This window comes from Mesorhizobium sp. LNJC394B00 (genome assembly GCF_000502555.1).
Classification (GTDB): domain Bacteria; phylum Pseudomonadota; class Alphaproteobacteria; order Rhizobiales; family Rhizobiaceae; genus Mesorhizobium.
This window is the reverse complement of record NZ_AYWH01000002.1, coordinates 1,644,477-1,669,179: the sequence shown is the minus strand read 5'-3', so window position 1 is coordinate 1,669,179 and position 24,703 is coordinate 1,644,477. Positions and strand designations below refer to the sequence as shown.

Genomic DNA, 24,703 nt, shown 5'->3' with positions numbered 1-24,703 from the left:
AGGGTACGAAACCCCTCAAAACTCGATCCCCTGCTGCGCCTTCACGCCGGCCGAAAAATGATGCTTCGTCACGCCCATCTCCGTCACCAGATCCGCCGCCTCGACCAGCGCCGGCTTGGCGTTGCGGCCGGTGACGACGACATGCAGACCTTCGCGCCGCGCTTTCAGCGCCGCCACCACTCTGTAGAGATCGAGATAGTCGTAACGCAGCGCGATGTTCAGTTCGTCCAGCACGACGAGGCTGATCGAGGGATCGGCGATCAGCTCCAGCGCCTTGGCCCAGGCGGCTTCGGCCGCCTTAATGTCGCGCTTCAGATCCTGCGTCTCCCAGGTGAAACCCTCGCCCATCGTGTGCCAGACGACGCGGTCGCCAAACGCCGCGAAGGCATCCTTCTCGCCGGTGTGCCATTTGCCCTTGATGAACTGGACGATTCCGACGCGCTTGCCATAGCCGAGCATGCGTAGCGCCAGCCCGAAGGCAGCCGTGGTCTTGCCCTTGCCGGGTCCGGTGTTGACGATCAGCAGCCCCTTCTCGACCGTCTTTTCCGCGACCTCGGCGTCCTGCACCGCCTTGCGCTTGGCCATCTTGGCGCGATGGCGCTCTTCATCTTTTGCGTCGATATCGGTCATCTCATTTCACCTTGAGCGGCAGCCCCGCCACCATCAGAAGCACCATATCAGCTACCACCGCGATCTGCTGGTTGAGCCTGCCGGCGGCATCGCGGAACCGGCGTGCCAGCGCATTGTCGGGCACAATGCCTTGTCCGACTTCGTTGGAGACCACGAACCACGGCCCGCGCGGCCGCGAAAGCACATCGGCCAGCCGCCGGCACTCCCCCTCTAGATCATGATCGGCCAGCATATGATTGGTCAGCCAAAGCGTCAGGCAGTCGACAAGCACCGGCTGGTTGTCCGGCAATGCCTCGAGCGCACCTGCAAGATCAAGCGGGGCATCGATGGTCGCCCATCCCTCGCCGCGGCGCGAGCGGTGTTGCGCGATGCGCTCGCGCATTTCGCCGTCATAGGCTTGCGCGGTGGCGATATAGGCCCATGGCGGCGGCAACGCCGTCGCCAAAGTTTCGGCATGCGCGCTCTTGCCGGAGCGCGCACCGCCGATGATGAAGGTCAAACTGCGATCAGGCAAAGCTGTCGCGCAGGCTGGTCGCGGTGCCGGTGAAGCGCGAGTGCACTATGCCGACAACTGCGCCGAGCACCAGCCAGAACACCAGATTGGTCACCGTCACCGCCACCACGAACTGATGATGCAGGCTCTCCGGGATCGGCGTTACGAAACTGTCAGGCTGCGGCGCGCCGACAATATGCGGGGCGACGATCAGGACGACGGCGAGCACGGTCAGGGGCGCCGACGTGCGGAAGGTAATAAGGGCAAGGCCGATCGCGGTTGCCATCACCGTTGCCCACCACCAGATCTGGCGCTGTATGAGATCGGCCGCCGGCATTGCCGGCAGTTCCGGCGGCAGGCCGAGTCCCGGCGCCAGCGTGAACACGGCAAAGCCCGCCAGACCCCAGAACACGCCCTGGCGCCAGCTGCCGATGCCGCCGGCGAACTCGGAAACCGCCACCAGGACCAGCGCGAAGCCGATGCCGGTGACGATATTGGCGACGACACTGAAGGCGAAACGCTCGAAGCCGTCGGCCGGCGCCCAGCCTTCGTCCTCCGCCGGCGCGGCTGCTTCAGCCGGTGCTGCGCTGCTCACCGCATTTTCCGCCGGCGCGGCGGTGCTCATGGCATCGGTGTCCGCAGCGTTGGCGGCGGGCGCCGCGGCATGCTGATGCTCATGGCCGCCACCAGCCTTTTCGTAGACCTCCGCCTTGAGGATCAGCGGCACGGTGGCATAGGCCTGCATGCAGGCGAGAGCGACACCGGCCACGAGCCCTGCGATCGCCGCGATGAACACGACGTTGCGAAACAGGTTCATGATGTCAGATCCTCGTCAGTGGCAGGGAAACGCCATCGAATGGCGATAGTCGTGCGCCGCATTGTGGACCGCATCGATGTGCGAGAAACCGACAACGCCGACGACGAAAATGCCCAGAAACGCGCTAAGCACGAGCTGCATGAAGCGCGACTGCGAGGAGACGGAAGCGCCGAGGGAGACGGAAGCGGTATTCATATCTTGTCCTTTCGCCCTCCACCCGAGGGCATCGAAGTCAGTTCCCTGTCGCCGGCAGGTCTCCTGGCTCGCGGATCAGCGCCCTTCCCCACCTTCCCGAAGAAAAAATCCCCAGTGGCTTGGAGAGGACTACCGCACACAGTTGCGGGGGCAGCCACGGCATTGGGCAACAAGTCAGCCCTCACCGCATTCCCTCTTGGTCCCTAACGGAACCGACGACATGCATGACTATAGGCTGAAACGGTCGCATCCGGCAAACCAAATTCCGCCGGCCAACAGCGCGAATGCGCCATGCGGCGTTACGGGTTCAACGCGGTGATCCGCTCGGCAACCAGCCGCTGCAGCCGCCACAGATGGCGATCGTGAATGCCGCGCTCTTCAAGGTTTTTCACCGTGTTGTAGAGATAGTCGGCGCCCGACCCCCAGTGCCCGCAGGACGTTGCCAGCCTTTCGACGACCTTGCCCTCGTCGAGCGGTCCTGAATAGGTCAGGCCGTTGCGGTTGATGACGAAGGCCAATGCCCTGAGCGGTCCGGCCTCGCTTGCAAGCTTGAGCATGCGCGGCCGGTAGCTTGTCGGCTTCAGCGTGACTTCGCGCCGGAAAAGCCGGCCCAACTGCTCGCGCCGGTTATTGTCGGTCAGCCGAAAGGCGACGCCCTTGCATTGTCCGCCACGGTCCAGCGCCATCATCAGGCCGGGGCTGTCCTTGGTGCCGCGCCAGCGCGTCATGTTCATGCAAAAGGACCGATGCCAGCCGCGCGCCAGCGCAACGCGGTCCTCGACATAATCTATTTCCGGTTTCCAGATCAGCGATCCATAGCCGAACAGCCATAGCGGTTCGCTGTCCGGGAGTTCGACCTGCAATTCATCCAGCAGCGCGTCATAGTCGGCTTCATCGAGATGCATCGCGTCCGGATCCGGCCCGGGGTCCCTGATCTCGCGCCAGCAGCGCGCGACCAGCTCCGGCGTAAGCGACATCTGTCGTGCGGCCACTTCCGAATCCCCCCAATTTCCGAATGTCCCGTGTCCAGGACATGATTATGCGCCGCGCCTGCAACCGGCAATGCGGCACTCTGATTGACAAACGATTTGCCGGGGTGTCGGCTGACGCTTCATAGGAAGCCAGCCATGCATCCCAGCCCGAGCGAGCGCGACCCCTATAACGGCCTGAGCCGGGCCGAACCGACGCTACCGTCGTCGGCCTATTGGGATAGCGAGGCTTACCAGCGCGATCTCGACGCCATCTGGCACAAAAGCTGGCTGCTCGTCTGCCGCGAGGCCGACCTCGCCCAGCCGCTGGCGTTCAGGACATTCCGCGTCGGCACGCAGGAAATCGTCATTCTGCGGGACGAGACCGGCGAACTGCGCGCCTTCCACAACACTTGCCGGCATCGCGGCTCGCAGCTTTGCCAGGAAAGCGAGGGCCGGCTGAAAGCGCGGCTCATCACGTGCCCCTACCACGCCTGGTCCTACTCGCTGCGCGGCGATCTCGTGCGCGTTCCCTCGAAATCGCTGCCAGATGGTTTCGACAAGGCAGATCATCCGCTCTACCGGGTGGCGCTGTCGGTATGGCGCGGCTTTGTCTTTGTGAACCTTCAGCAGGCTGCGGCCGGCTCCGCCGGGACCTCCTTCGATCCCGCATCCGGCGACCTCGCCAACTGGCCGCTGGAAACTCTGGTATCAGGCCATGTCCTGCGCAAGGTGATGAACTGCAACTGGAAGATCTTCTGGGAGAACTTCAACGAGTGCCTGCATTGCCCAGGCGTCCACAAGGACCTGTCTCGGCTGGTGCCGATATACGGCCGCGGCCTGATGAGCCGGCACGACGACCCCGACTGGGTCCGCCATGCCGACAATGACGCACCGGAGTTTTCGGGTGGCCTGCGCGCCGGCGCCGAGACCTGGTCGCGCGACGGACATGCCCATGGCCCGGTCTTCCCGGGCCTGACGCCGGCCGAGCGTGCGGCCGGACAGACCTATGCCACCAGCCTGCCCTCGATGTTCATCGTCGGCCATGTCGATTATGTCAGGACGGTGCGACTGATGCCGCTCGGTCCCGAACAGACCGAACTCACCGCCGAGTGGCTGTTCGCGCCCGAGGCGCTGGCTGAGACGGACATCGACAATGTCGTCGCCTTCGGCACCCAGGTGCTGGAGGAGGATGCCGCGATCTGCGAGATCAATCAGAAAGGCCTGCGCTCGATGCGCCACCAGGCCGGCGTGCTAATGCCGGAGGAGTACGATCTGCACCGCTTCCACAACTGGGTGCGCGAGCGGCATGCAGCGCTTGAGGCAACCGCCTGATCGGCGACTAAAGCGACTTCGGCAGATAGCGCCAGGAGATAAAGCCGCAAACCGCGGCCAGAATGCCCAGCGTCACGAACACCGAGCCGAGGCCGAAAAACGCCAGCACCACCGAATAGACCAGCGGCGGCGTCAGCTCGGAAAAGTCGAGATAGGTGCGGTAGACCGCGGCCATCTGCGCCCGCTCATAGGACCGCACCGAGCGCATGAAGGCGGTCGAGCCCAGTGCCTCGAGCGCGATGGTGAAGAAGGCGCCGCAGAGCAGGAAAAAGCCCGTAAGCAGCGGCGCGGTAGTGCCGACCGCGCCCGCCGCAAGCAGCGTCGCCGACATCGCGAAATAGGCGAAGGTCATGGTGCGCCGGCCGCCGAAGCGTTTTCCCGCTTTGCCCCAGAAGATCGCCATGAACAACAGCGCATTGCCGGCCGAAACCAGCAGGCCGCCGGCAAGCTTGCCCTCGCCGGTAATCACCATGAACAGCGGCCCGTAGACGAAGAACGTCGTCCAGAAGCAGGAGCGGCCGAAGGCGATCAGCCAGGCCAGCCTGAGCCTGGGTTGTGCTACGAAGCGGCCGATATTGGCCAGCGGATTGGCCGGCCGTGTGTTGCCCGGCCGGATCGACCGGTTGTCGCCCAGCCTGTAGGTCCAGAACAGCGCCAGCAAGGCCAACGCAAACACCGCGACCGCGCCATGCGCGGCATAGATGCCGTAGCGTGTGTAGAGGAAGATGCCGAGTGTCGGCCCGCCGGTCCAGGCCAGCATCGACCACGCCATGCGCAGCGATTCGGCCTGCATGAAATCGGTCTTGCGGATGTGGTCCATGATGTAGAGGTTGAGCGTGATCGACAGGGCGCTCGCCCCCATGACGCGGCACAGCATGCCTGCCAGTTGCCCGGCAAGCGTGTGGGTGACGAAGAACAGCGAGCCTATCGCCAGCAGGCAGGCGCCGGCGGTATAGACCCAGCGCCGGGCAAACCTGCGGATCAAGATCGGCATGAACAAGGTCACCGACAGGCCGAGCAGCGCCACGATGGTGTAGAGGATCGAGACGATCTGCTCGTTGTGCAGAATCTCATAGGCCTGGATCGGGATGACGCTCGACACCGTGGCACGGGCGAAGGATTCGACCGCATAGAGCGAGGCAAAGGTGCGCGCATCCGCCGGACGCAGGGCCGGAAGCCAGATCGGATGGCGCACATGGGTGGACATTTGATCCCCAAATCAGACTCGCGGCGTCAAATCTGCGCTGGCGCTTCCTCCGCCGGTAACAGGAAACCGACCCCTTCCCGGCAAAAAGCGAATTCGGCCAAAGGCTTTCCGGCTCTGGCCTAAAGCGCCGCCCGATGCAGCCGCACGGCGCGACCCGGACCGTAGAGGGCGGCCTTCTTTTGTCCGGTGCAACCGTGATAGTCGTCTTTGGGGCTGAATCAGATCGCGAGACCATGAGCATCCATACCGCACCCCCTGGAGATCAACTGAAGCGAGATCAACCGAAGCGCATCGTCGCCATCGATCTCGTACGCGGCATCGCGCTGATCGCCATGGCGAGCTACCACTTCACCTGGGATCTCGAAAATTTCCATTACACCGACCCCGGCCTCACCGCCGTCGGCTGGTGGAAGATCTATGCGCGCTGCATCGCCTCGACCTTCCTGTTCCTGGTCGGCGTCAGCCTGTTTCTCGCTCATGGCAGGCAGATCCGCTGGACCGGCTTCTGGAAACGTTTTGCCATGGTCGCCGTCGCGGCCGCCGCTATATCGGCGGTCACGTACTTCATCACGCCGGACAGCTTCATCTTCTTCGGCATCCTGCATCAGATCGCGCTGGCCAGCCTGCTCGGCCTTTTGTTCTTGCGGCTGCCGTCCTTGCTGACGCTTGTCGTGGCGGCGGTGGTGATCGCCGGGCCGATCTATTTCCGATCCGAAGCCTTCGATCATCCGGCGCTGTGGTGGGTCGGCCTGTCGGCGATCAACCCGCGCTCCAACGATTACGTGCCGCTGTTTCCCTGGTTCGGCGCCGTGCTTCTCGGCATCGCCGCGGCAAAGTTTGCGTCCACCACCGGCCTGCTGGCGCGGCTGGCCACGCTGGGATCGGGAAGCTGGACCAGGCCGCTCACCTTCATCGGCCGCCACAGCCTGGCTTTCTACCTGATTCACCAGCCGCTGCTGTTCGGCTGCGTCTGGCTGTTCTCGCAGATCGCGCCGGCGCCGGTCGAGACACGGGAAGTGGTCTTCCTCAAGGAATGCCAGGTATCCTGCGAACAGCAGCGCGACACGGAGTTCTGCACCAGCTATTGTGTGTGCATGCTGGACACGCTGCAAAGCGAAGCGGCATTCGACCGGCTCTACAATGGTGACCAGACCCCGGAGTTCAAAGCGCATCTCGGTGAACTCGCCGGCATCTGCACCGCAAGGACGGAGGAGAGTCCGATGACGCAGGGAGGGCAACAATGACCGACAAGCTAGCAAAACCCGGGCTGGCAAAACCCGATCTACCGAGACCACGGCTGATCCCGTGGCCGCCGCTGATCTACATCGCCGCCATCGCCATCAGCATCGTGCTCGGCCTGTTCTATCCCCTGCCCTGGATCGGCGACCTCTTGGGCGACCTTTTNCGCCATCGCCATCAGCATCGTGCTCGGCCTGTTCTATCCCCTGCCCTGGATCGGCGACCTCTTGGGCGACCTTTTGTTTGCCGCCGGCTTTGTGGTGCTGTTTGCCGTCGCAGCCCTCTGGTTCACCGCTATCCGCACCATGATCCGGGCCAAAACGACGATGAACCCCAATGGCGTGCCGGAGCATCTGGTGACGTCTGGCCCGTTCGGCATCACGCGCAACCCGATGTATCTGGCCAACACGCTGCTTTTGATCGGCGTCGCCTTCGTCTCGGGGATCGTATGGTTCCTGCCGCTGGCCCTGATCGCGGCTTTTGCAACGCAGAAGGTCGCCATCGAGAGCGAGGAGAAGGTGCTGTTCGCCAAATTCGGCAAGAAGTACCGCGACTATGCGAAGCGGGTCAGGCGCTGGATCTGAGGCGGGTGTGATCGCTGGCAGGGTTCGCATGCCTTGGCGACTAGCCGAAACGCCCATCTCTTCGTCATCCACGGGCGAAGCAAGGAGCGTAGCGGCGCAGCGCAGACCCGAGGATCCATGCCGCGAAGTACAGGCGTTGCCACGTCCAGAATTCTGCACCGCTGCACTCCACGGCCAATGTCACGGAATGGATTCTAGGGTCTCCGCGACGGAGCCTCGCTCCTGCTTCGCCCTAGAATGACGAAGTGTGGAAGGGCTCCGCTAATCGCGAACGTTTGCGACGGGCGCGCAAACGCTCGACGATCCGCTCAGGTATTTACCCCCAACTCCACCAGCCGCTCGACGCAAGACTCCTCCGCCTGGTCGAGCTCCGCCAGCGTCTCCTCGAGATCGCGGCGCTTCTGGCGCAAATCCTCGCGCTTTTCCTCGATGCGCTTGATCATCAGGTTGAGTTGACCGACCTCGCCGGGCGGTTCCTTGTACATCTGGATGATTTCGCGGATCTCGTTGATCGAGAAGCCGAGCCGTTTTCCGCGCATGATCTGACGGATCAGATGCCGGTCAGATGGGCGAAACAGCCTTGTGCGGCCCCGCCGGACCGGTTGCACCAGCCCCTCGTCCTCATAGAAGCGCAGCGTCCGCGTCGACACGTCGAATTCGCGGGTCAGTTCGGTGATCGAATAATATTCCCGCATCTTTGCTCCAAATGTCGGAACATCGGAAAACGCCCGGTCGCCCGGGATTTCCAACGCATTCCGATCAACCCCGTTCCAAGCCGGACTCGGCATGAAACCCCGCGCAAGCCTCGCACCACATTTACGTAAAAGTCAATTGAACCCGCAACGCCTCTTTCTCAAGGGATAGCGAACCACCAGGTGGCCAGCCCGAGGAAGGCAAAGAAGCCAACGACGTCGGTGACCGTAGTGACGAAAACCGCCGACGCCACCGCCGGGTCGATCTTGAACCGGTCGAGCAATAGCGGGATCAGGATACCGGCAAGGGCTGCCACGAACATATTGATGATCATCGCCGCCGCTATGATGCCGCCCAGATTGGGATCGCGGAACCAGACGGCCGCGACGATGCCGATCAGCACGGCGAAGATGATGCCGTTGATGGAACCCACGCCCATTTCGCGGCGGATGATGCGGCCGGCATTGTAGATGTCGAGATCCCTGGTCGCCAGCGCGCGTACCGTGACGGTCATGGTCTGCGAACCCGCATTGCCGCCCATGCCGGCCACGATCGGCATCAGCACGGCCAGTGCCACAATGTGCTCGATGGTGCGGTCGAACAGGCCGATCACCGATGCCGCCAGGAACGCCGTCAACAGGTTGACCAGCAGCCAGGGCACGCGCGAGCGCGAGGTCGAAAGAATGCTGTCGGACAACTCTTCGTCGCCGACGCCGCCCATGCGCAGCAGATCTTCCTCGGCCTCCTGCTGGATGACGTCGACGACGTCGTCGATGGTCAGCACGCCGACCAGCCGCTCGTTCTCGTCGACGACGGCGGCGGACAGAAGATCGTATTGCTCGAAGTCCCGCGCCGCCTCTTCCTGGTCCATGGTGGCCGGAATGGCGTGCCTCGTCTCGTGCATCACGTCTCCGACCTTGGTCGTGCGCTTGGTGCGCAGGATCTGGTCGAGGTCGATGGCGCCGAGCAACTTGAAGCTTGGATCGATGACGAAGATCTGGCTGAAGCGCTCGGGCAGGTTCTTGTCTTCGCGCATGTAGTCGATGGTCTGTCCTATGGTCCAGAACGGCGGCACGGCGACAAACTCGGTCTGCATGCGGCGACCGGCGGTCTCTTCCGGGTAGTCGAGCGAGCGGCGCAGCCTGATCCGCTCGGTGAACGGCAGCTGCGACAGGATCTCGTCCTGGTCTTCCTTTTCAAGGTCTTCGAGAATGTAGACCGCGTCGTCGGAATCGAGGTCCTGCATGCCCTGGGCAATTTGCTCATTGGGCATATTGTCGACGATATCGCGGCGGATCGCCTCGTCGACCTCGGTCAGCGACGAGAAGTCGAAGTCGGCGCCGAGCAGTTCGACTAGGGCGCGACGCTGTTCGGGGTGCAGGGCCTCGAGCAGATCGCCAAGTTCCGACTGGTGCAGGTCGTCGACTTCGCGCTTCAGCGTCAGCGTATCGCGATCGGCGATCGCCGCCCCGATCTGGGCCAGGAATGATGACAGGACGGCGCCGTCCTCGCCATAGATGTCGGCGTGGGCGTCGTCAGCGGCTTTGGCGCCGGTCGTCTGGTCGTCCTGGCGTTCCACCAGCGGCTCCCGCCATGGGAATTTCGGAAAAGGTGCCTGTCAGGTCTAGCGCGCAACGCACGGGAATATCAAACGAAATGCGCCCCGCCCTGCATATGGGCCGGGAGCGATTTCATCAGGATATGACGCCGCCCAGGATTCAGGCGGCGCGACAGCACATGTCGCTGGGGAAAGAGCACCCGAGCACGGTTGGGGCAGAATTGTCATGATGCAGGTCCTGCCATCTGCCGGACCCGCCCAGGCCAGGAACCAGAACAGCCGGAAGCCCTTGAAGATCAGGTCGCAGACGCAGAAAGCAATCGAGGAACGGCGCGTGCGCGTGGTCGTGGCCGAACGCAATCCGCTCGTGATATCGGCGCTGCGCGACATGCTGGACTGCGACGGGCGCTTCGAGCTCCTGGCCTGCGTGCAAAGCGGCAGGCATTTTCTTGAGTTGGCAGCGGAAGGCGAATTCGACGTCGCAATCATCGGGTGGAAGCTTGCCGACATGGACGGCGCCGATGTGCTGGCCGAGGTTCACAGCCGCAAGCTCGGCGTGCGCATCGCGGTGTTTTCCAACGACCACGACATCGGCATCCTGAAGCAGTGCGTGCGCCTCGGCGCCCAGGGCTACTGCTTCCAGTTCGACGATCCAGCGATCATCTTCGAGACCATCCTGGCCGTCGCGCATGGACGCATCTGCATCCCCTACATCGACATCAATAAGGTCAACGACACGCCCTTGTCGCTGCTCACCGTGCGCGAGCGCGAACTGCTGGCCGTGCTGTCCGACGGCTGGACCAATTTGCAGATCGCGACGCGTACGGGGATTTCCGAGAACACGGTGAAGTATCACCTCAAGAATCTCTACGACAAGCTCGACGTCCGCAACCGGGCGATGGCCGTCGCGCTCTATGCGCGCGAGCGGCGTACCCAGAAGCAGCCGTTCGGGTAGGAAAGCGATGAGCCGCGGGTAGGTCACCCGGGTAGGCAACCCCCACCCGCGCGCGGCAAGATGTTACCTCTTGAGGTGTTGTTGCCATTAGCCGTCGAAACGAAACTCCCCATCACCGCTTTGCTGGATCAGGAGGAGTTCGCGACATGGCCGGTTTCACCCATCTTTTCATTCCCGGACCGACCAACATTCCCGAACAGGTCCGCCAGGCGATGAACCTGCCGATGGAGGACATGCGTGCAGCATCCTTCCCCGATCTCACGCTACCGCTGTTCGAAGACATCAAGACGGTGTTCAAGAACGAGACCGGCCGCGTCTTCATCTATCCCTCCTCCGGCACCGGCGCCTGGGAAGCGGCGATGACCAATGTGCTCAGCCCCGGTGACCGCGTGCTGATGTCGCGCTTCGGCCAGTTCTCGCATCTGTGGGTCGACATGGCCGAACGGCTCGGCTTCGAGGTCGATGTCATCGACTGCGAATGGGGAACCGGCGTGCCGCTCGAGCTCTATGCCGAGCGGCTCAGGGCCGACAAGGCGCACCGCATCAAGGCAGTCTTCTGCACCCAAAACGAGACCGCGACCGGCGTGACCAGCGACGTCGCCGGCTGCCGCGCCGCGCTCGATGACGCCAACCACCCTGCTTTGCTCTTCGTCGACGGCGTCTCGTCGATCGGCTCGATCGACTTTCGCCAGGAGGAATGGGGCGTCGATTGCGCGGTCAGCGGCTCGCAGAAGGGTTTCATGCTGCCCGCCGGCCTCGGTTTCCTCTCCGTCAGCAAGAAGGCGCTGGTGGCCTCGCGGAGCGCCACCCACCGCCGCTGTTTCTTCTCCTTCGAAGATATGATCCGCGCCAACGACGCCGGCTATTTCCCTTATACGCCGGCTACTCAGCTGCTGCGCGGCCTGCGCGCCTCGCTCGACCTGATCGCCGAGGAAGGGCTGGAAAACATCTTCGCCCGTCACCATCGCCTCGCCGAAGGCGTGCGCAAGGCGGTCGACGCCTGGGGCCTGAAGCTCTGCGCCAAGACGCCTAAATGGCACTCCGACACCGTCAGCGCCATCCTGGTGCCGGACGGCGTCGACAGCGGCGATGTGGTCAAGCGCGCCTACCAGAAATACCAGACCGCGCTCGGCGGCGGCCTCAACAAGGTGATCGGCAAGGTCTTCCGCATCGGCCATCTCGGCTGGCTGAACGAGGTGATGGTGCTGGCCTCGCTCTCGGCCGCCGAAATGGCGCTGCTCGACTGCGGCGTACGGCTGGCGCCCGGCTCCGGCGTCGGCGCCGCCATCCAGCACTTCCGCGCCTCGGCCGCCGTGCCGGTCGCCGAAGCCGCCTGAGGAGCCGACAATGAGCCACACCATCAACCACCTCAAGAAATTACGGCTGCAGCGCAGCGAGCTGGCGGTTCCAGGCTCCAGCCCGGAAATGATCGACAAGGCGGCCAACAGCGCCGCCGACTTCATCTTCCTCGACATCGAGGATGCGGTCGCCCCGCCCGACAAGGAACGCGCCCGCAAGAACATCATCCAGGCGCTCAACGACATCGACTGGCGCGCCAAGGGCAAGACCGTCTCGGTGCGCATCAACGGCCTCGACACGCACTACATGTACCGCGACGTGGTTGACGTCATGGAGCAGGCCGGTGACCGGCTGGACACCATTTTGGTGCCGAAGGTCGGCGTGCCGGCCGACCTCTACATGGTCGAGGCCATGGTCAACCAGATCGAGATGGCAAAGGGTTTCAGGACCCGCGTCGGCCTCGAAGCGCTGATCGAGACCGCGCTCGGCATGGCCAATGTCGAGGCGATTGCCGCGACACCCGGCCGGCTGGAAGCCATGCATTTCGGCGTCGCCGACTATGCGGCAAGCTGCAAGGCGCGCACGGTCAACATTGGCGGCCTCAACCCCGACTATCCCGGCGATCAGTGGCATTTCGCTCTGTCGCGCATGACCGTCGCCTGCCGCGCCTATGGCTTGCGCGCCATTGACGGGCCGTTCGGCGACTTCTCCGATCCGGAGGGCTACATCGCTGGCGCCAGGCGCGCGGCGGCGCTGGGCATCGAAGGCAAGTGGGCGATCCACCCCTCGCAGATCGCGCTTGCCAACGACGTCTTCTCTCCACCGGAAAAAGAGGTCACCCGCGCCCGGCGCATCCTCGAAGTGCTGAAGGAGGCGGAGGCGCAGGGCAAGGGAGCGGCCGCACTCGACGGCAAGATGATCGACGCAGCGTCGGAACGCATGGCGCGCAATGTTCTGGTGGTCAACGAGGCAATCGAACGGGCCAGCCAATTCTCTAGCGAGCCGCGCGTCGCCACGCATTGACTGTTCAGGGAGGACAAAATGGACATCCACGAATATCAGGCCAAGGAACTGCTGGCACGCCACGGCGTGCATGTGCCGCGCGGCGGGCTGGCCTACAGCCCCGAGCAGGCGACCTACAGGGCCCGCGAGATCGGCGGCGCCAAATGGGTGCTGAAGGCGCAGGTGCATTCCGGCGCCCGCGGCAAGGCCGGCGGCATCAAACTGTGCGCCAATGACGAGGAGATTTCCAGCGCGGCCGAGGGCATGCTCGGCCGCAAGCTGGTGACACAGCAGACCGACCCGCGCGGCAAGCTGATTTCGCGCCTGTATCTCGAGGAAGCCGTCGATATCGCGCAGGAGCTCTATGTCGGCTTCGTGCTCGACCGCAAGGAAGAGCGCGTCATGATCGTGGCGTCCGCTGCCGGCGGCATGGAGATCGAGGACATCGTCGAGAAGGCACCGAACTCCATCCTGCGCACATCGGTCGATCCCGGCGTCGGCATGCAGCGTTTCCAGGCGCGCGAGATCGCCTTCGGGCTCGGCCTCGACCACAATCTGATCGGCAAGGCGACCGAAACCATCTTCGCCTGCTATCAGGTGTTCCGCGACTACGACGCCTCGATGCTGGAGATCAATCCGCTGGTGGTGACCCGCGACGGCAATCTGATCGCGCTCGACGCCAAAATGTCGTTCGACGAGAACGCGTTGTTCCGCCGGCCGGAAATCTCCGAGCTGCGCGACAAAAGCCAGGAAGATCCGCGCGAAACTTTTGCCAGCGACCGTGGCCTCTCCTATGTCGGCCTCGACGGCAACATCGGCTGCATCATCAATGGCGCAGGGCTCGCCATGGCGACCATGGACATGATCAAGATCGCCGGCGGCGAACCGGCCAACTTCCTCGACATCGGTGGCGGCGCCTCGCCGGAGCGGGTGGCGAAATCCTTCCGCGCCGTGCTCGGCGACAAGAATGTCGAGACCATCCTGGTCAACATCTTCGCCGGCATCAACCGCTGCGACTGGGTCGCCGAAGGCATCATCAAGGCGATACGCGAGGTCGGCGTCAACGTGCCGCTGGTGGTCCGTCTCTCCGGCACCAAGGCCGAGGAAGGCCGCCGCATCCTGGCCGATTCCGGCGAGGCGGTAATCGTTGCCGACACGCTGGCCGAAGCCGCCGAAAAAGCCGTCGCTGCCTGGCGCGCGGCCACCAAGAAAAAAGCAGCCTAGAGCCGGATGATTTCAGGTCGAATCGACCTGAAATCTGAATCCGTCTCTAAAATCAAACAGATGGAGCATGATGTCGTCCGAAAACCGCTTCACACTTTTCGGCATCATGCTCTAGGGAGGTCGAGAAAATGGCAATCCTGCTCAACCGCAGCACCCGCGTCATCGTCCAGGGGTTCACCGGCAAGATCGGCAGCTTCCATGCCGAGGACATGAAGCGCTACGGCACCAAGCTGGTCGGCGGCGTTACGCCCGGCAAAGGCGGCCAGAAGCATCTTGGCCTGCCCGTCTTCAACACGGTCAAGGGCGCGGTGCGCGAGACCCGCGCGGAGGCCAGCATCGTCTTCGTGCCGCCGCCTTTTGCCGCCGATTCGATCATGGAAGCGGCCGACGCCGGCATAAAACTCTGCGTCTGCATCACCGACGGCATCCCGTCGCAGGACATGATGCAGGTCAAGCGCTACATGCTGCGCTACCGCTACGAGGACCGCATGCGGCTGATCGGGCCGAACTGCGCCGGCGTCATCACGCCCGGACAGGCGCTGATGGGCATCATGCCCGGCAGCATCTATCTGCCTGGCCGCGTCGGCATTGTCGGCCGCTCGGGAACCCTGGGCTACGAGGCGGCGTCGCAGATGAAGTCGCTCGGCATCGGCGTCTCGACCAGCGTCGGCATTGGCGGCGACCCGATCAACGGCTCGTCCTTCAAGGACATGCTGAAACTGTTCGAACAGGATGACGACACCGACGCGGTGGTGATGATCGGCGAGATCGGCGGACCGCAGGAAGCCGAAGCCGCGATCTGGGCGCGCGATAATATGCGCAAGCCCCTGATCGCCTACATCGCCGGCCTCTCCGCCCCCAAAGGCCGCCGCATGGGCCACGCCGGCGCCATCATCTCGGCCTTCGGCGAGTCGGCGCAGGAAAAGGTCGAAATCCTGAAGGAGGCCGGTGTGATCATCGTGCCGACGCCGTCCTCGTTTGGTGAGGTGGTCGCCGATACGCTGTCACGTATGAAGAAGGCCGCCTGAACAGCGGCCTTCGCGTTCGACCGCGCCTCATGCCGCCTTGTCGGCTGCCGGCTTCGCGACCTTGGTGCGGGTGGCGCTGCGGCGGCCGTCGACGCTGACCGGAATGTCGCCGTCGACCGTGGCGCGACGGACCACCCGGTGCTGGTCGCCGTAATCGTTGACGGCGTAGTGCTGCGTCGCGCGGTTATCCCAGATCGCCACATCGCCGGCCTTCCAGCGCCAGCGCACGGTGTTCTCCGGCGCCGTGACATAGGACTGGAACACCTCGTAGAGCTTCGCCGAATCGCTTTTGGAAAGACCGATCAGCCGTTGCACGAAATTGCCGAGCAGCAGCGAGCGCTCGCCTGTTTCGGGATGGACGCGGACAACGGGATGCTCGGTCTCGTAGATCGTCGAGGTGAAGATTTCCTCGAAGTGCTTCTTTTCCGCGGCGCTCGCACGCGGCCGCACCGCGGCGTAATCGTAGGCGTTGCTGTGCACCGCCCAGAGATTGTCGGCCAGCAGCTTCAACGGCTCGGGCAGGTCCTGATAGGCGGCCGCGGTGTTCGACCAGATGGTGTCGCCGCCGGCCGGCGGTATGACGACGCCGCGAAGAACGGAGAATTTCGGATAGGCGTCGACGAAGGTGACATCGGTATGCCATTGGTCGGCGCGACCGCCGCCACGGCTGGAATCGAGTTCGAGAATGGACGCCGTTCCCTTGACGGGACCTTGGGTCGGATGCGGGACGAGGTCGCCGAGACGCTGGGCAAAGCGCTCCTGCTCGGCATCGTCGAGATGCGCCTGGTCGCGGAAGAACACCACCTTGTGCCGCAACAGGATCTGGTTGATCGCCGCGACCGTCTGCTGCGGCAGGTCGCCGGAGAGCCGAATGTTCCTGATCTCTGCGCCGACGCGTCCGGTAAGCGGGACAATATCGGCATCCGGGATGATCTGCTCTACGGGGGTAAGTCTGGTCATGGGAACCTCTTCCTCTAAAGCCGCGGGCTGGTGGCAATGCTCCGCCGTCTGCCGGCCGCATAGCGATCGGCGGAGCAACTCCCTCATCGGGAGCCGACTTGCTTGGCAACGAGAGCACTGATCTCAACTCAGGAGGCGAAGGCCGCCAAGGCTTGCGAGCAGTACCGAGATCCCATTCAAAGCGTAATTCTACAAATTCCATAGACATTTCTTTTCAAAGTTCGGCGGCCCTGAGAAAAATGCCTTCTGTCCAATTCGTTCGTGAGCGGCAGGCGGTGGAGCGCTGCGCGACGCGGCCCGCACCAGTAGTGACGCTGTCGTATCCCCTTCGATATTGGAGATGGCGGGTGAATTGCATGCCTGATATTGATGGCTTCCACGCATCACGCAGGCGCCGAGATGACAGACTCCGATAAGGCTGACGCTGTCGAGCAATTGCTCGATACGCCTGACCTCGCCACCGCGCTGGAAAGCGACCAGTTCAAGAAATTTCTCGACCAGATGCCGATCGCGATCGCCGTCTCGGAATTGATCGCGAAGGAACGTGTCGTCTACGCCAATCCCGAATTCGAGAAGCTCTCGGACCTCAAGGCGCCGAAGCTTGCGCGGGAAAACTGGGCGGCCCTTTCCGGCAGGGGGCTTCATCGGCAGAAGGACAGGCCGCTCGCCGAGGCTGTCGTTGAAGACACCGATTTCGTCGGCACGTTTCGCCTCGAGCGCGGCGAGGACAAGCCGGCAATCGTCGACGTTTATTCCAACGTTATCGAGGACGACAACGGCAAGCTCTGCTTCCGGCTGGTGGCGCTTGTCGACGTCACGGCACACGGTGAGACCGAGGACGCGCGACCCGCGGAGGAGCTCATCCGGGAGAAGGACACCCTGTTGCGCGAACTGCAGCATCGGGTGAAAAACAATCTGCAGATGATCACCGCTTTGATCCGGATGGAAACCCGCAACGCCACCGAACCGGACCAGAAGCGTTTCGAAAGGCTTGCCGGCCGGGTAGACGCATTGGCAATCCTTTACCAGACCTTGTCGGCTGACCAGCAGAAGGATGAGGTGGATCTTGGTGTGTATCTTAGCCAGATCGCGTCCGCCGTCATGGCGTCGCACGCAGTCGAAGGTATCCGCCTCGACCTTAAGGTGGATACCTATCCGGTATCCATCAACGTTGCCATGCCGACAGGCCTGGTCGTCAATGAGTTGCTGACCAACGCTCTCAAGCATGCATTCGTCGGGCGCGACGGCGGCACGATCACGCTGCACAGCGTCGTCAGCGGCGATGGTTGCCGGGTGACTGTCGCCGATGATGGGATCGGTCTGCCGACGGGTGAGACCTGGCCCAGGCCCGGCAAGCTCGGCTCCCTGATCGCGCGGTCGCTGACCGAAAATGCCAAGGCGCAATTCGACGTCAAGTCGAGTGCCGGCGAGGGAACCAGGGTCACCATCGTCTTCAAGCGATCGGCGGCGACGGACTGAGGCTATGCAACGGCGCGCCGGGAAATCCCGGCCGGACAGGTGCTTCGGGCGCTCGCGGGTGTGGCCTTAAGTCGCAAACGATTTGGCTGCAGAAGCGGGGCGCCGGGCTTCTTTGACGGTGCGATCAGCACCATATGTGGTCCACAGCCCTCCAAAACGAGAGAAGCTCGCTCCGGCGGGTCGCACCGCGGCCGTCAGCCGGCAATGGCTATGAACCAGGAAACTGAAAACCATCATGCATGAAAATATCAGACCAGCGTCGAGAGACGTCCCCCTCATTCAGCTAGGCCTCAACCAGTGCCGCTTCCCGGTGAGCGAAGACCGGTTGGTACCCGGTGGTTACCGTTTTTGTGCCGGGCCGACGTCGCCGGATCGCGTCTATTGCGATCACCACCACACCGTCGTGACGGCCGTTGATCCTCGTCGAGCCCGTCCGGGTCTCCATTTCCCGCAACGACGCGCCGCTTAGGTCACCCACATCCCCTGCCCCGCCACCGGCAAAGCCGGGGACTCGGGTGCAGGAGGCTGGCCGGTGCGAGCCAAGCGGCGTTCGCGTGCGGCTCTGCGACCTCTTGTTGCAACTCTGCTGCGGCCGGTTCAAGCGCCAAAGGCGATGATTTGGCGTCGACGGCCTGAGAAGCCGCAATGATTTCAATGGCCGAAAAATTATGGTGCGGTCGAGAAGACTCGAACTTCCACGGGTTGCCCCACAGCGACCTCAACGCTGCGCGTCTACCAATTCCGCCACGACCGCCCGTGGTAGGAGCCGGAACGAACCGGCTCGCGGCGTGTAGCAAATCGTTTCCTGCGAAACAAGGGCGCGGCGCGCAATAATCGCCGCGAATTGGCATATCGGCCTCTACAGCGCCGCGCGTCCTGTGGGACGCGCAAAGGACGGCGAACTGGACGTTTCAGCCGGATACCGCCATATGAAGGGCAAATGCATTTGACCCCAGAGCGCAAGGCGGTTTCGCCAAGCCGGTGTGCATCACGCGAAAAACGAAAAAGCCATGACCGAACGCAGCCAGATCGCCACGTCGTTCCTGCCCTTGCCGGGTTCGGCGCCGGTCGAATGGCGCATCGAGCCCGGCCTGACCGGCTACACCGATGCGCTGGCCCTGATGGAAGCGCGCGCCGAGGCAATCCGCGCGGGTGCAGCTGCCGAGATGGTCTGGCTGGTCGAGCATCCGCCGCTTTACACCGCCGGGACCAGCGCCCGCATCGAGGACCTGATCGACCCCGACCGTTTCCCGGTCTTTGCCGCGGGGCGCGGCGGCGAATACACCTATCACGGGCCGGGGCAGCGGGTTGCCTATGTCATGCTTGACCTGAAGCGCCGGCGTGAGGATGTGCGCGCCTTCGTCGCCGCGCTCGAGCAGTGGATCATCGGCACGCTTGCCGCCTTCAATGTGCGCAGCGAACGCCGCGAGGACCGCGTCGGAGTCTGGGTGGTGCGGCCCGAGCGCCCGTCCCTGCCCGACGGCTCGCCGGCTGAAGACAAGATCGCGGCCATCGGCATCCGGCTGCGGCGCTGGGTGAGCTTTCATGGCATTGCCGTCAATGTCGAGCCGGATCTCAGCCATTTCAGCGGCATCGTGCCATGCGGCGTGCCGGATCACGGCGTCACCAGCCTCGTCGACCTCGGCCTGCCCGTGACCATGGGCGATTTCGACCTGGCGCTGAAATCCGCCTTCGAGGATGTTTTCGGGGCAGCGGAGTCAACTTCTGCAGAACCGGCTCGCAAGGCCGGCTGAGTCTCGCCTCGACCAACGCTCAAAGCAACCGCGCCGAGGCCCACAACAGCCCGAAACCGTGAACGGCGAAGACGGCCAGCAGCGCGCCGGCGATGGCGAAACGATCGAAGGTGCGGATCGGTTTCAGTTCGTAGCGCGGTTTTACCCCGCTACCCACTGTCATCAGGCTGAGGATGGCAAAGACGGCGCCCGCCACCAGCAGAAAGGTTTGGGAAAAGCCGGCCAGCCAGCCAAGCCACAGCAAGGCCGAGAGCAGCGAAAACGAGGCGAGCGCCAGGGCGACCGGCCCCGGGCAGATCTGGCGCAGTACCTGGCCGCCGTCGAATTTCCAAACCGGCACCAGATTGGCGATGTTGAACAATGCGGCAAAGCCGGCAAGCGTCGCCAGAAAGGCCGCGGCGAGCCGATGTCCCTCGCCGGATGCGAGCCCGCTGGCGACGATCAGCAGCGGTACCAGGAACGCGGAAAAACCAGCGCCCATCAGCGCCACGAAGGCGACCTCGAAGCGGCTGTCATAAGGCCGGCCGCCAATGGCGATGCCGCCGAGCAGCGGGATAAAGATCATCCGCGCCTTGCGATGACCGGTTAGCCGAAAGGCCGCCATGTGGCCGAGCTCATGCAGGGCAACCACCGAGGTCAGGATCGCGGCCAGCGCCAGGCCGCCGAGATTGAGCCCGAAGAACGGCCAAAGGATGAAAGCCGACAGAACGGCGAAACCGACCTGGCTCAGCGGATGCTCGAACCAGCCGCCCTTGCGATACTGTCCGGTCCTCGCCCAGATCTCCAGCTTGCCGAGCTCGCGGCGCATGGCGAAGTAGCGGAACACCAGGAAGGCGACGCCGCGATAGCGATCGGTCTGACTGAGCGTCACCCGCGTGCCGGCACCTTCCGAGGTGAGTTCGGTGGTCTCGTAAAAATCCTTCCAGAACGACGCGTCGAGCGCGGTATCCTCGATGACCCGCATCGAAAAACGACTGCCTTCGACCACGTCCTCGAAGCGCGACCTTCGCTCGATCGGCTGGCCGTCCCGGCCCTCCCAGGACAGCAGGATGCGGGCCGTGCCCTGCCCGTCCAGCGGCTGGGCCGAGAGTATCTCGCCGGACCAGCCGGCATCGCTGCCGAGCGGCCACAGCGCCTGCCAGAGGCGCTGCCGGTCCACGGCAACCACGCGGCTCAGCCGCACCGTGCGCAAACCGAGAGGCGCGGTCATCAGAAGGAAAATCAGTCCGAGATTACCGGCCACGAGAAGGGCCGTCACGATCGGCGACACCTGAGGTTTTTGCTCCCTGTCTTGGCGGGGCAGCATAGCGTCATGGCGGCAAGAAAGGCTTAACAGCACAGCGCCTTCCTGCCCGCCTAAAACAGTGCGGCGAACCGCAGTTGCATCACATGGCGCCGATCCAGACGGCCATGGAAACGAGAAACGCACTCATGCACACCAACGAAACGACGTCCTGAACAAGATCGCTCATAACTCTCTCCTGTTGTTGCTATGTTCGTATTTTGTTCTAATTTTGTTCGAATGTCAACGATCAGGAGACGGCATGCCGACGAATCCTGACAGCTGGTTTGAGCAGGGTTAAGGAAAGGTTGACGGGGTGACGACAGTGTTGACGGAGGGCGCATCGCATGGCCGACACGCCCCAATCACTTCGTCATCCTAGCGTCTTCGCGACGGAGCTCCGCTCCTGCTTCGCCCTAGGATGACGAAGTTGGGGCCTACAACGGAACGACCTTGCCGTCCGCCAGCGTCACCCGGCGGTCCATGCGCGAGGCGAGCTCGTGATTGTGGGTGGCGATCAGCGCGGCAAGGCCGGACTGCTTGACCAGCGCGCCAAGCGCCTCGAACACATAGGACGCGGTGACCGGGTCGAGATTGCCGGTCGGCTCGTCGGCCAAAAGCAGCAAGGGCGCGTTGGCGACGGCACGGGCGATGGCGACGCGCTGCTGTTCGCCGCCGGACAGCTCCGACGGCCGGTGCGACGCGCGCTTGCCGATCTGCATATAGTCGAGCAGCTGTGCTGCGCGCTCCGACGCCTCCTTGCGCGAAAGCCCTTTGATCAGCTGCGGCATCATGATGTTTTCCAGTGCCGAAAACTCCGGCAGCAGATGATGGAACTGATAGACGAAGCCGACATCGTTGCGGCGGATCGCCGTGCGTTCGTCGTCGGAGAGCCGTCCGCAGGCGCGGCCGGCCAGAATGACGTCACCGGCGTCGGGGCGCTCGAGCAGGCCCGCCGTATGGAGCAGCGTCGACTTGCCGGTGCCCGACGGCGCCACCAGCGCCACCATCTCGCCGCGCTTCAGCGAAAAGTCGGCGCCGTTCAAAATGGTGAGCTTGCGCGGCCCCTGGACATAGTGCCGCTCGACGCTCTTCAGCTCGATAATGATCTCGGACTTCATTCGTATCTCAAGGCCTCGACCGGATCGAGCCGTGCGGCGCGCCATGCCGGAAACACCGTTGCTAGGAAGGACAGGCCGAGCGCCATCAGGATGACATAGGTGGTCTCGCGCGGGTCCATCTTTGCCGGCAGTTGGCTGAGGAAATAGAGTTCCGGATTGAACAGCACCTTGCCGGTCATCCAGGAGAAGAACTGGCGGATCGATTCGATGTTGGTGCAGATGAGCACCCCGAGCAGCACGCCGGCGAGCGTGCCGGTTACGCCGATCGCAGCACCCGTCATCAGGAAGATGCGCAGGATGGCGCCGCGCGAGGCGCCCATTGTGCGCAGGATGGCGATATCGTGGCCCTTGTCCTTCACCAGCATGATCAGGCCGGAGATGATGTTGAGCGCCGCCACCAGCACGATCAGCGTCAGGATCATGAACATGACGTTGCGCTCGACCTGCAGTGCTGAAAAGAACGTCTCGTTGCGCTGGCGCCAGTCGACCATGTCGATCGGCCGTTGCGCCGCCGCATCCACCAGCGGTTTCAGCGCGTCGACATTGTCGGGATTGTCGACATAGATCTCGATCGTCTGCGCCCTGCCGTCCATGTTGAAATAGAGCTGCGCTTCGGAAAACGGCATGTAGACGATGGAGCTGTCATACTCCGACATGCCGACCTCGAAGATCGCCGCCACCTTGTAGCCCTTCAGCCGCGGCGTCGTGCCCATCGGCGTGACGTCGCCCTCCGGCGAGATCAGCGTGATGGTGTCGCCGAGCACAAGGCCGAGATTCTCCGCCATGCGCTTGCCGATGGCGACGCCCTCGCCGGAGTCGAAGCCGTCAAGCGTGCCTTGCTTGACGTTTTGGGCGACGATGGCGATCTTGCCGAGGTCTTCGGCCCTGATACCGCGCACCAGCGCGCCCATGCCGCCGCCGACATTGCCTTGCGCCAGCACCTGGCCGTCGATCAGCGGGATCGCGTATTTGACGCCGGCCACGCCGTTGATGCGGGCTGCGACCTGCGCATAATCCTCAAGCGGCGAATCCAGCGGCTGCACGATCAGATGGCCGTTGACGCCGAGGATGCGGGTCAGAAGTTCGGCTCGAAACCCGTTCATGACAGCCATGACGACGATCAGCGTGGCGACGCCCAGCATGATGCCGAGGAAGGAGATCGAGGCGATGACCGAGATCACCGTCTCCTTGCGGCGCGACCGCAAATAACGCCAGGCGACCATGCGTTCGAACATGGAGAACGGGCCGGCGACCGGAGACTTGGTGACCGGAGACTTGGCGACCGGAGACTTGCCAACCGGAGACTGGGCTACCGAAGACTTCGCTGCCGCGGCTTCGCTCATGCGGTTGCACCGAAGCGTTTCCTGGCCTCCGCGACCGGCAGCGTCTCGCGCTCGCCGGTCCGGCGGTTCTTGATCTCGATCTCGCCGGCGGCCACGCCGCGCGGCCCGACGACCACCTGCCAGGGCAGGCCGATCAGGTCGGCGGTGGCGAACTTGCCGCCCGGCCGCTGGTCGGTGTCGTCGTAAAGCACATCCTTGCCGGCGCCGGTGAAGGCGGCGTAGAGCTCGCCGCAGACGCGGTCGCACTCGGCGTCGCCGGCCTTCATGTTGATCAGGCCGATGTCGAACGGCGTCACCGCTTCCGGCCAGATGATGCCGTTATCGTCATGGCTGGCCTCGATGATCGCTGCGACCAGCCGCGACGGACCGATACCGTAGGAGCCGCCGGAAACGAAATGATCCTTGCCGTCGGGCCCGGTCACCTTGGCGCCCATGGGCTTGGAATATTTGTCGCCGAAATGAAAGATGTGGCCGACCTCGATGCCGCGCGCCGAGACCCGGTCGGCCTCGCCAAGCTTGTCCCAGGCCGCCTCGTCATGCATCTCGTCGGTGGCGGCGTAAGGCATCGTCCACGTCTTCACGATGTCGGCGATCTCGCCGTCATTGCCGAAGTCGGTTTTCTCGCCGGGCACCTGCAGCGACAGATATTCGCGGTCGCAATAGACCTGGCTCTCGCCGGTGTCGGCCAGGATGATGAATTCATGGCTGAGATCGCCGCCGATCGGCCCGGTGTCGGCCCGCATCGGAATGGCCTGCAGCCCCATGCGCGTGAACGTTCGGAGATAGGATACGAACATGCGGTTATAGGCGGCCTTCGCGCCCTCGAAATCGAGGTCGAAGGAATAGGCATCCTTCATCAGGAATTCGCGCGAGCGCATGACGCCGAAGCGCGGCCGCACCTCGTCGCGGAACTTCCACTGGATGTGGTAGAGGTTTAGCGGCAAGTCCTTGTACGACTTGACGTAGGCGCGCACGATCTCGGTGACCACTTCCTCATTGGTCGGACCGTAGAGCATGTCGCGGTCCTGCCGGTCCTTGATGCGCAACATCTCCTTGCCGTAATCGTCATAGCGGCCGCTTTCGCGCCACAGATCGGCCGACTGGATGGTCGGCATCAGGATTTCCAGAGCGCCGGCGCGGTTCTGCTCCTCGCGGATGATGCGGCAGACCTTGTCCAGCACCAGCTTGCCCAGCGGCAGCCAGGAAAAGCTGCCCTGCCCCTGCTGGCGGATCATGCCGGCACGCAGCATCAGCCGGTGCGAGACGATCTCGGCCTCGCGCGGATTTTCTTTCAGGATGGGCAGGAAAAACTGCGACAAACGCATGGACAGGTCCGTGAGAGAGGAGGCTGCGCCGGAATCGGCGCGGCTGGCTTGCTTGCCCCGGCTTCATAGCTATTTCGTGACGGAATGGAAACCCGACCGGCCGTATCGGCCCGAAATCGCAAAAATCGATTCTTCTTCCAAAGACCTTCGCACCGAAAACGATAATGCTTCTGACGCAAAGTGATCGCCTGACTGCAAAGTCCTCACACACG

General features: G+C 63.5%; 23 protein-coding genes, 1 tRNA gene and 1 riboswitch. Of the genes, 10 read left to right on the top strand and 14 right to left on the bottom strand.

Translation table 11 applies throughout. The annotated features are described in order from the left end of the window. Positions 1 to 15: 15 nt before the first annotated feature. From cobO to X751_RS151795, 5 genes are all read right to left on the bottom strand, one after another. Positions 16 to 630, bottom strand: coding sequence for a cob(I)yrinic acid a,c-diamide adenosyltransferase (cobO, locus tag X751_RS151775; RefSeq protein ID WP_023744682.1), 615 nt, complete (start codon positions 628 to 630; stop codon positions 16 to 18). 1 nt (position 631) lies between these two features. Next, positions 632 to 1,144 carry a bifunctional adenosylcobinamide kinase/adenosylcobinamide-phosphate guanylyltransferase gene (gene cobU / locus X751_RS151780; protein WP_023731213.1) on the bottom strand — a complete coding sequence of 171 codons (513 nt, stop codon included), beginning with the start codon at positions 1,142 to 1,144 and terminating at the stop codon, positions 632 to 634. Continuing rightward, entirely contained in the window at positions 1,137 to 1,940 is an 804-nt protein-coding gene (locus tag X751_RS151785) for a CbtA family protein (protein ID WP_023744681.1), read from the bottom strand. Before X751_RS151785 ends, cobU begins: the two co-directional genes overlap by 8 nt. Positions 1,941 to 1,955: 15 nt before the next feature. Then, positions 1,956 to 2,135, bottom strand: a complete 180-nt coding sequence (locus X751_RS151790; RefSeq protein WP_023670784.1) for a CbtB domain-containing protein — start codon at positions 2,133 to 2,135, stop codon at positions 1,956 to 1,958. A gap of 35 nt (positions 2,136 to 2,170) precedes the next feature. Next, positions 2,171 to 2,367, bottom strand: a riboswitch (cobalamin riboswitch). Between the two features lie 67 nt (positions 2,368 to 2,434). After that, a complete protein-coding gene (locus tag X751_RS151795) occupies positions 2,435 to 3,127 on the bottom strand; it encodes a gamma-glutamylcyclotransferase (RefSeq protein ID WP_031196360.1) in 693 nt (230 codons plus the stop codon). A gap of 135 nt (positions 3,128 to 3,262) precedes the next feature. Here X751_RS151795 and X751_RS151800 point away from each other — a divergent pair, with 135 nt between their 5' ends. Continuing rightward, entirely contained in the window at positions 3,263 to 4,438 is a 1,176-nt protein-coding gene (locus tag X751_RS151800; RefSeq protein WP_023744680.1) for an aromatic ring-hydroxylating dioxygenase subunit alpha, read from the top strand. Positions 4,439 to 4,445: 7 nt separating this feature from the next. On the opposite strand, the gene X751_RS151805 is transcribed toward X751_RS151800, so the two are convergent. Further along, complete coding sequence (locus tag X751_RS151805; RefSeq protein ID WP_023744679.1) at positions 4,446 to 5,645, bottom strand: MFS transporter; 1,200 nt, start codon at positions 5,643 to 5,645, stop codon at positions 4,446 to 4,448. 233 nt (positions 5,646 to 5,878) lie between these two features. Here X751_RS151805 and X751_RS151810 point away from each other — a divergent pair, with 233 nt between their 5' ends. Both X751_RS151810 and X751_RS151815 read left to right on the top strand, forming a co-directional pair. Then, a complete protein-coding gene (locus X751_RS151810) occupies positions 5,879 to 6,889 on the top strand; it encodes a DUF1624 domain-containing protein (RefSeq protein WP_023744678.1) in 1,011 nt (336 codons plus the stop codon). Between the two features lie 120 nt (positions 6,890 to 7,009). Next, the gene (locus tag X751_RS151815) at positions 7,010 to 7,468 is read left to right on the top strand and encodes an isoprenylcysteine carboxylmethyltransferase family protein (protein WP_050591274.1); all 459 of its coding nucleotides are present in this window, start codon (positions 7,010 to 7,012) and stop codon (positions 7,466 to 7,468) included. A gap of 308 nt (positions 7,469 to 7,776) precedes the next feature. Here X751_RS151815 and X751_RS151820 read toward each other — a convergent pair whose 3' ends face one another. Beyond that, positions 7,777 to 8,163 (bottom strand): MerR family DNA-binding transcriptional regulator, encoded by a 387-nt coding sequence (locus X751_RS151820; protein WP_023685221.1) that lies wholly within the window; start codon positions 8,161 to 8,163, stop codon positions 7,777 to 7,779. Between the two features lie 158 nt (positions 8,164 to 8,321). Further along, positions 8,322 to 9,740, bottom strand: a complete 1,419-nt coding sequence (gene mgtE / locus X751_RS151825) for a magnesium transporter (RefSeq protein ID WP_023741622.1) — start codon at positions 9,738 to 9,740, stop codon at positions 8,322 to 8,324. A 313-nt stretch (positions 9,741 to 10,053) separates the two neighbouring features. Here mgtE and X751_RS151830 point away from each other — a divergent pair, with 313 nt between their 5' ends. The 5 genes from X751_RS151830 (at position 10,054) to sucD (ending at position 15,227) form a co-directional block, all read left to right on the top strand. After that, positions 10,054 to 10,674, top strand: a complete 621-nt coding sequence (locus tag X751_RS151830) for a response regulator transcription factor (protein ID WP_032885522.1) — start codon at positions 10,054 to 10,056, stop codon at positions 10,672 to 10,674. A gap of 146 nt (positions 10,675 to 10,820) precedes the next feature. Further along, the gene (locus X751_RS151835; protein ID WP_023731220.1) at positions 10,821 to 12,011 is read left to right on the top strand and encodes an aminotransferase class V-fold PLP-dependent enzyme; all 1,191 of its coding nucleotides are present in this window, start codon (positions 10,821 to 10,823) and stop codon (positions 12,009 to 12,011) included. Between the two features lie 10 nt (positions 12,012 to 12,021). Continuing rightward, the gene (locus tag X751_RS151840; protein ID WP_023670793.1) at positions 12,022 to 12,996 is read left to right on the top strand and encodes a CoA ester lyase; all 975 of its coding nucleotides are present in this window, start codon (positions 12,022 to 12,024) and stop codon (positions 12,994 to 12,996) included. Between the two features lie 18 nt (positions 12,997 to 13,014). After that, a complete protein-coding gene (locus tag X751_RS151845; RefSeq protein ID WP_023712720.1) occupies positions 13,015 to 14,199 on the top strand; it encodes a malate--CoA ligase subunit beta in 1,185 nt (394 codons plus the stop codon). Between the two features lie 128 nt (positions 14,200 to 14,327). Beyond that, positions 14,328 to 15,227 (top strand): succinate--CoA ligase subunit alpha, encoded by a 900-nt coding sequence (sucD, locus tag X751_RS151850; protein ID WP_023670795.1) that lies wholly within the window; start codon positions 14,328 to 14,330, stop codon positions 15,225 to 15,227. A 27-nt stretch (positions 15,228 to 15,254) separates the two neighbouring features. Here the strand turns inward: sucD and X751_RS151855 are convergent, their stop codons facing one another. Further along, positions 15,255 to 16,187, bottom strand: a complete 933-nt coding sequence (locus X751_RS151855) for a TauD/TfdA family dioxygenase (RefSeq protein ID WP_023685215.1) — start codon at positions 16,185 to 16,187, stop codon at positions 15,255 to 15,257. A 399-nt stretch (positions 16,188 to 16,586) separates the two neighbouring features. On the opposite strand from X751_RS151855, the gene X751_RS151860 reads away from it, so the two are divergent. Continuing rightward, complete coding sequence (locus X751_RS151860) at positions 16,587 to 17,666, top strand: histidine kinase dimerization/phosphoacceptor domain -containing protein (protein ID WP_023685214.1); 1,080 nt, start codon at positions 16,587 to 16,589, stop codon at positions 17,664 to 17,666. 669 nt (positions 17,667 to 18,335) lie between these two features. On the opposite strand, the gene X751_RS151865 is transcribed toward X751_RS151860, so the two are convergent. Continuing rightward, positions 18,336 to 18,420, bottom strand: a tRNA-Leu gene (locus tag X751_RS151865). A gap of 256 nt (positions 18,421 to 18,676) precedes the next feature. Here X751_RS151865 and lipB point away from each other — a divergent pair. Further along, positions 18,677 to 19,420, top strand: a complete 744-nt coding sequence (lipB, locus tag X751_RS151870) for a lipoyl(octanoyl) transferase LipB (RefSeq protein WP_023744676.1) — start codon at positions 18,677 to 18,679, stop codon at positions 19,418 to 19,420. 19 nt (positions 19,421 to 19,439) lie between these two features. On the opposite strand, the gene X751_RS151875 is transcribed toward lipB, so the two are convergent. The 4 genes from X751_RS151875 to proS form a co-directional block, all read right to left on the bottom strand. After that, positions 19,440 to 20,690: a peptidase M50 gene (locus X751_RS151875; protein WP_023685212.1), complete on the bottom strand. Its 1,251-nt coding sequence runs from the start codon at positions 20,688 to 20,690 to the stop codon at positions 19,440 to 19,442. 449 nt (positions 20,691 to 21,139) lie between these two features. After that, positions 21,140 to 21,823, bottom strand: a complete 684-nt coding sequence (locus tag X751_RS151880; RefSeq protein ID WP_023685211.1) for an ABC transporter ATP-binding protein — start codon at positions 21,821 to 21,823, stop codon at positions 21,140 to 21,142. Continuing rightward, the gene (locus X751_RS151885) at positions 21,820 to 23,166 is read right to left on the bottom strand and encodes a lipoprotein-releasing ABC transporter permease subunit (protein ID WP_023685210.1); all 1,347 of its coding nucleotides are present in this window, start codon (positions 23,164 to 23,166) and stop codon (positions 21,820 to 21,822) included. The genes X751_RS151880 and X751_RS151885 overlap by 4 nt, the downstream gene beginning before the upstream one ends. Further along, entirely contained in the window at positions 23,163 to 24,491 is a 1,329-nt protein-coding gene (proS, locus tag X751_RS151890) for a proline--tRNA ligase (protein WP_023744675.1), read from the bottom strand. The genes X751_RS151885 and proS overlap by 4 nt, the downstream gene beginning before the upstream one ends. Positions 24,492 to 24,703: the final 212 nt, after the last annotated feature.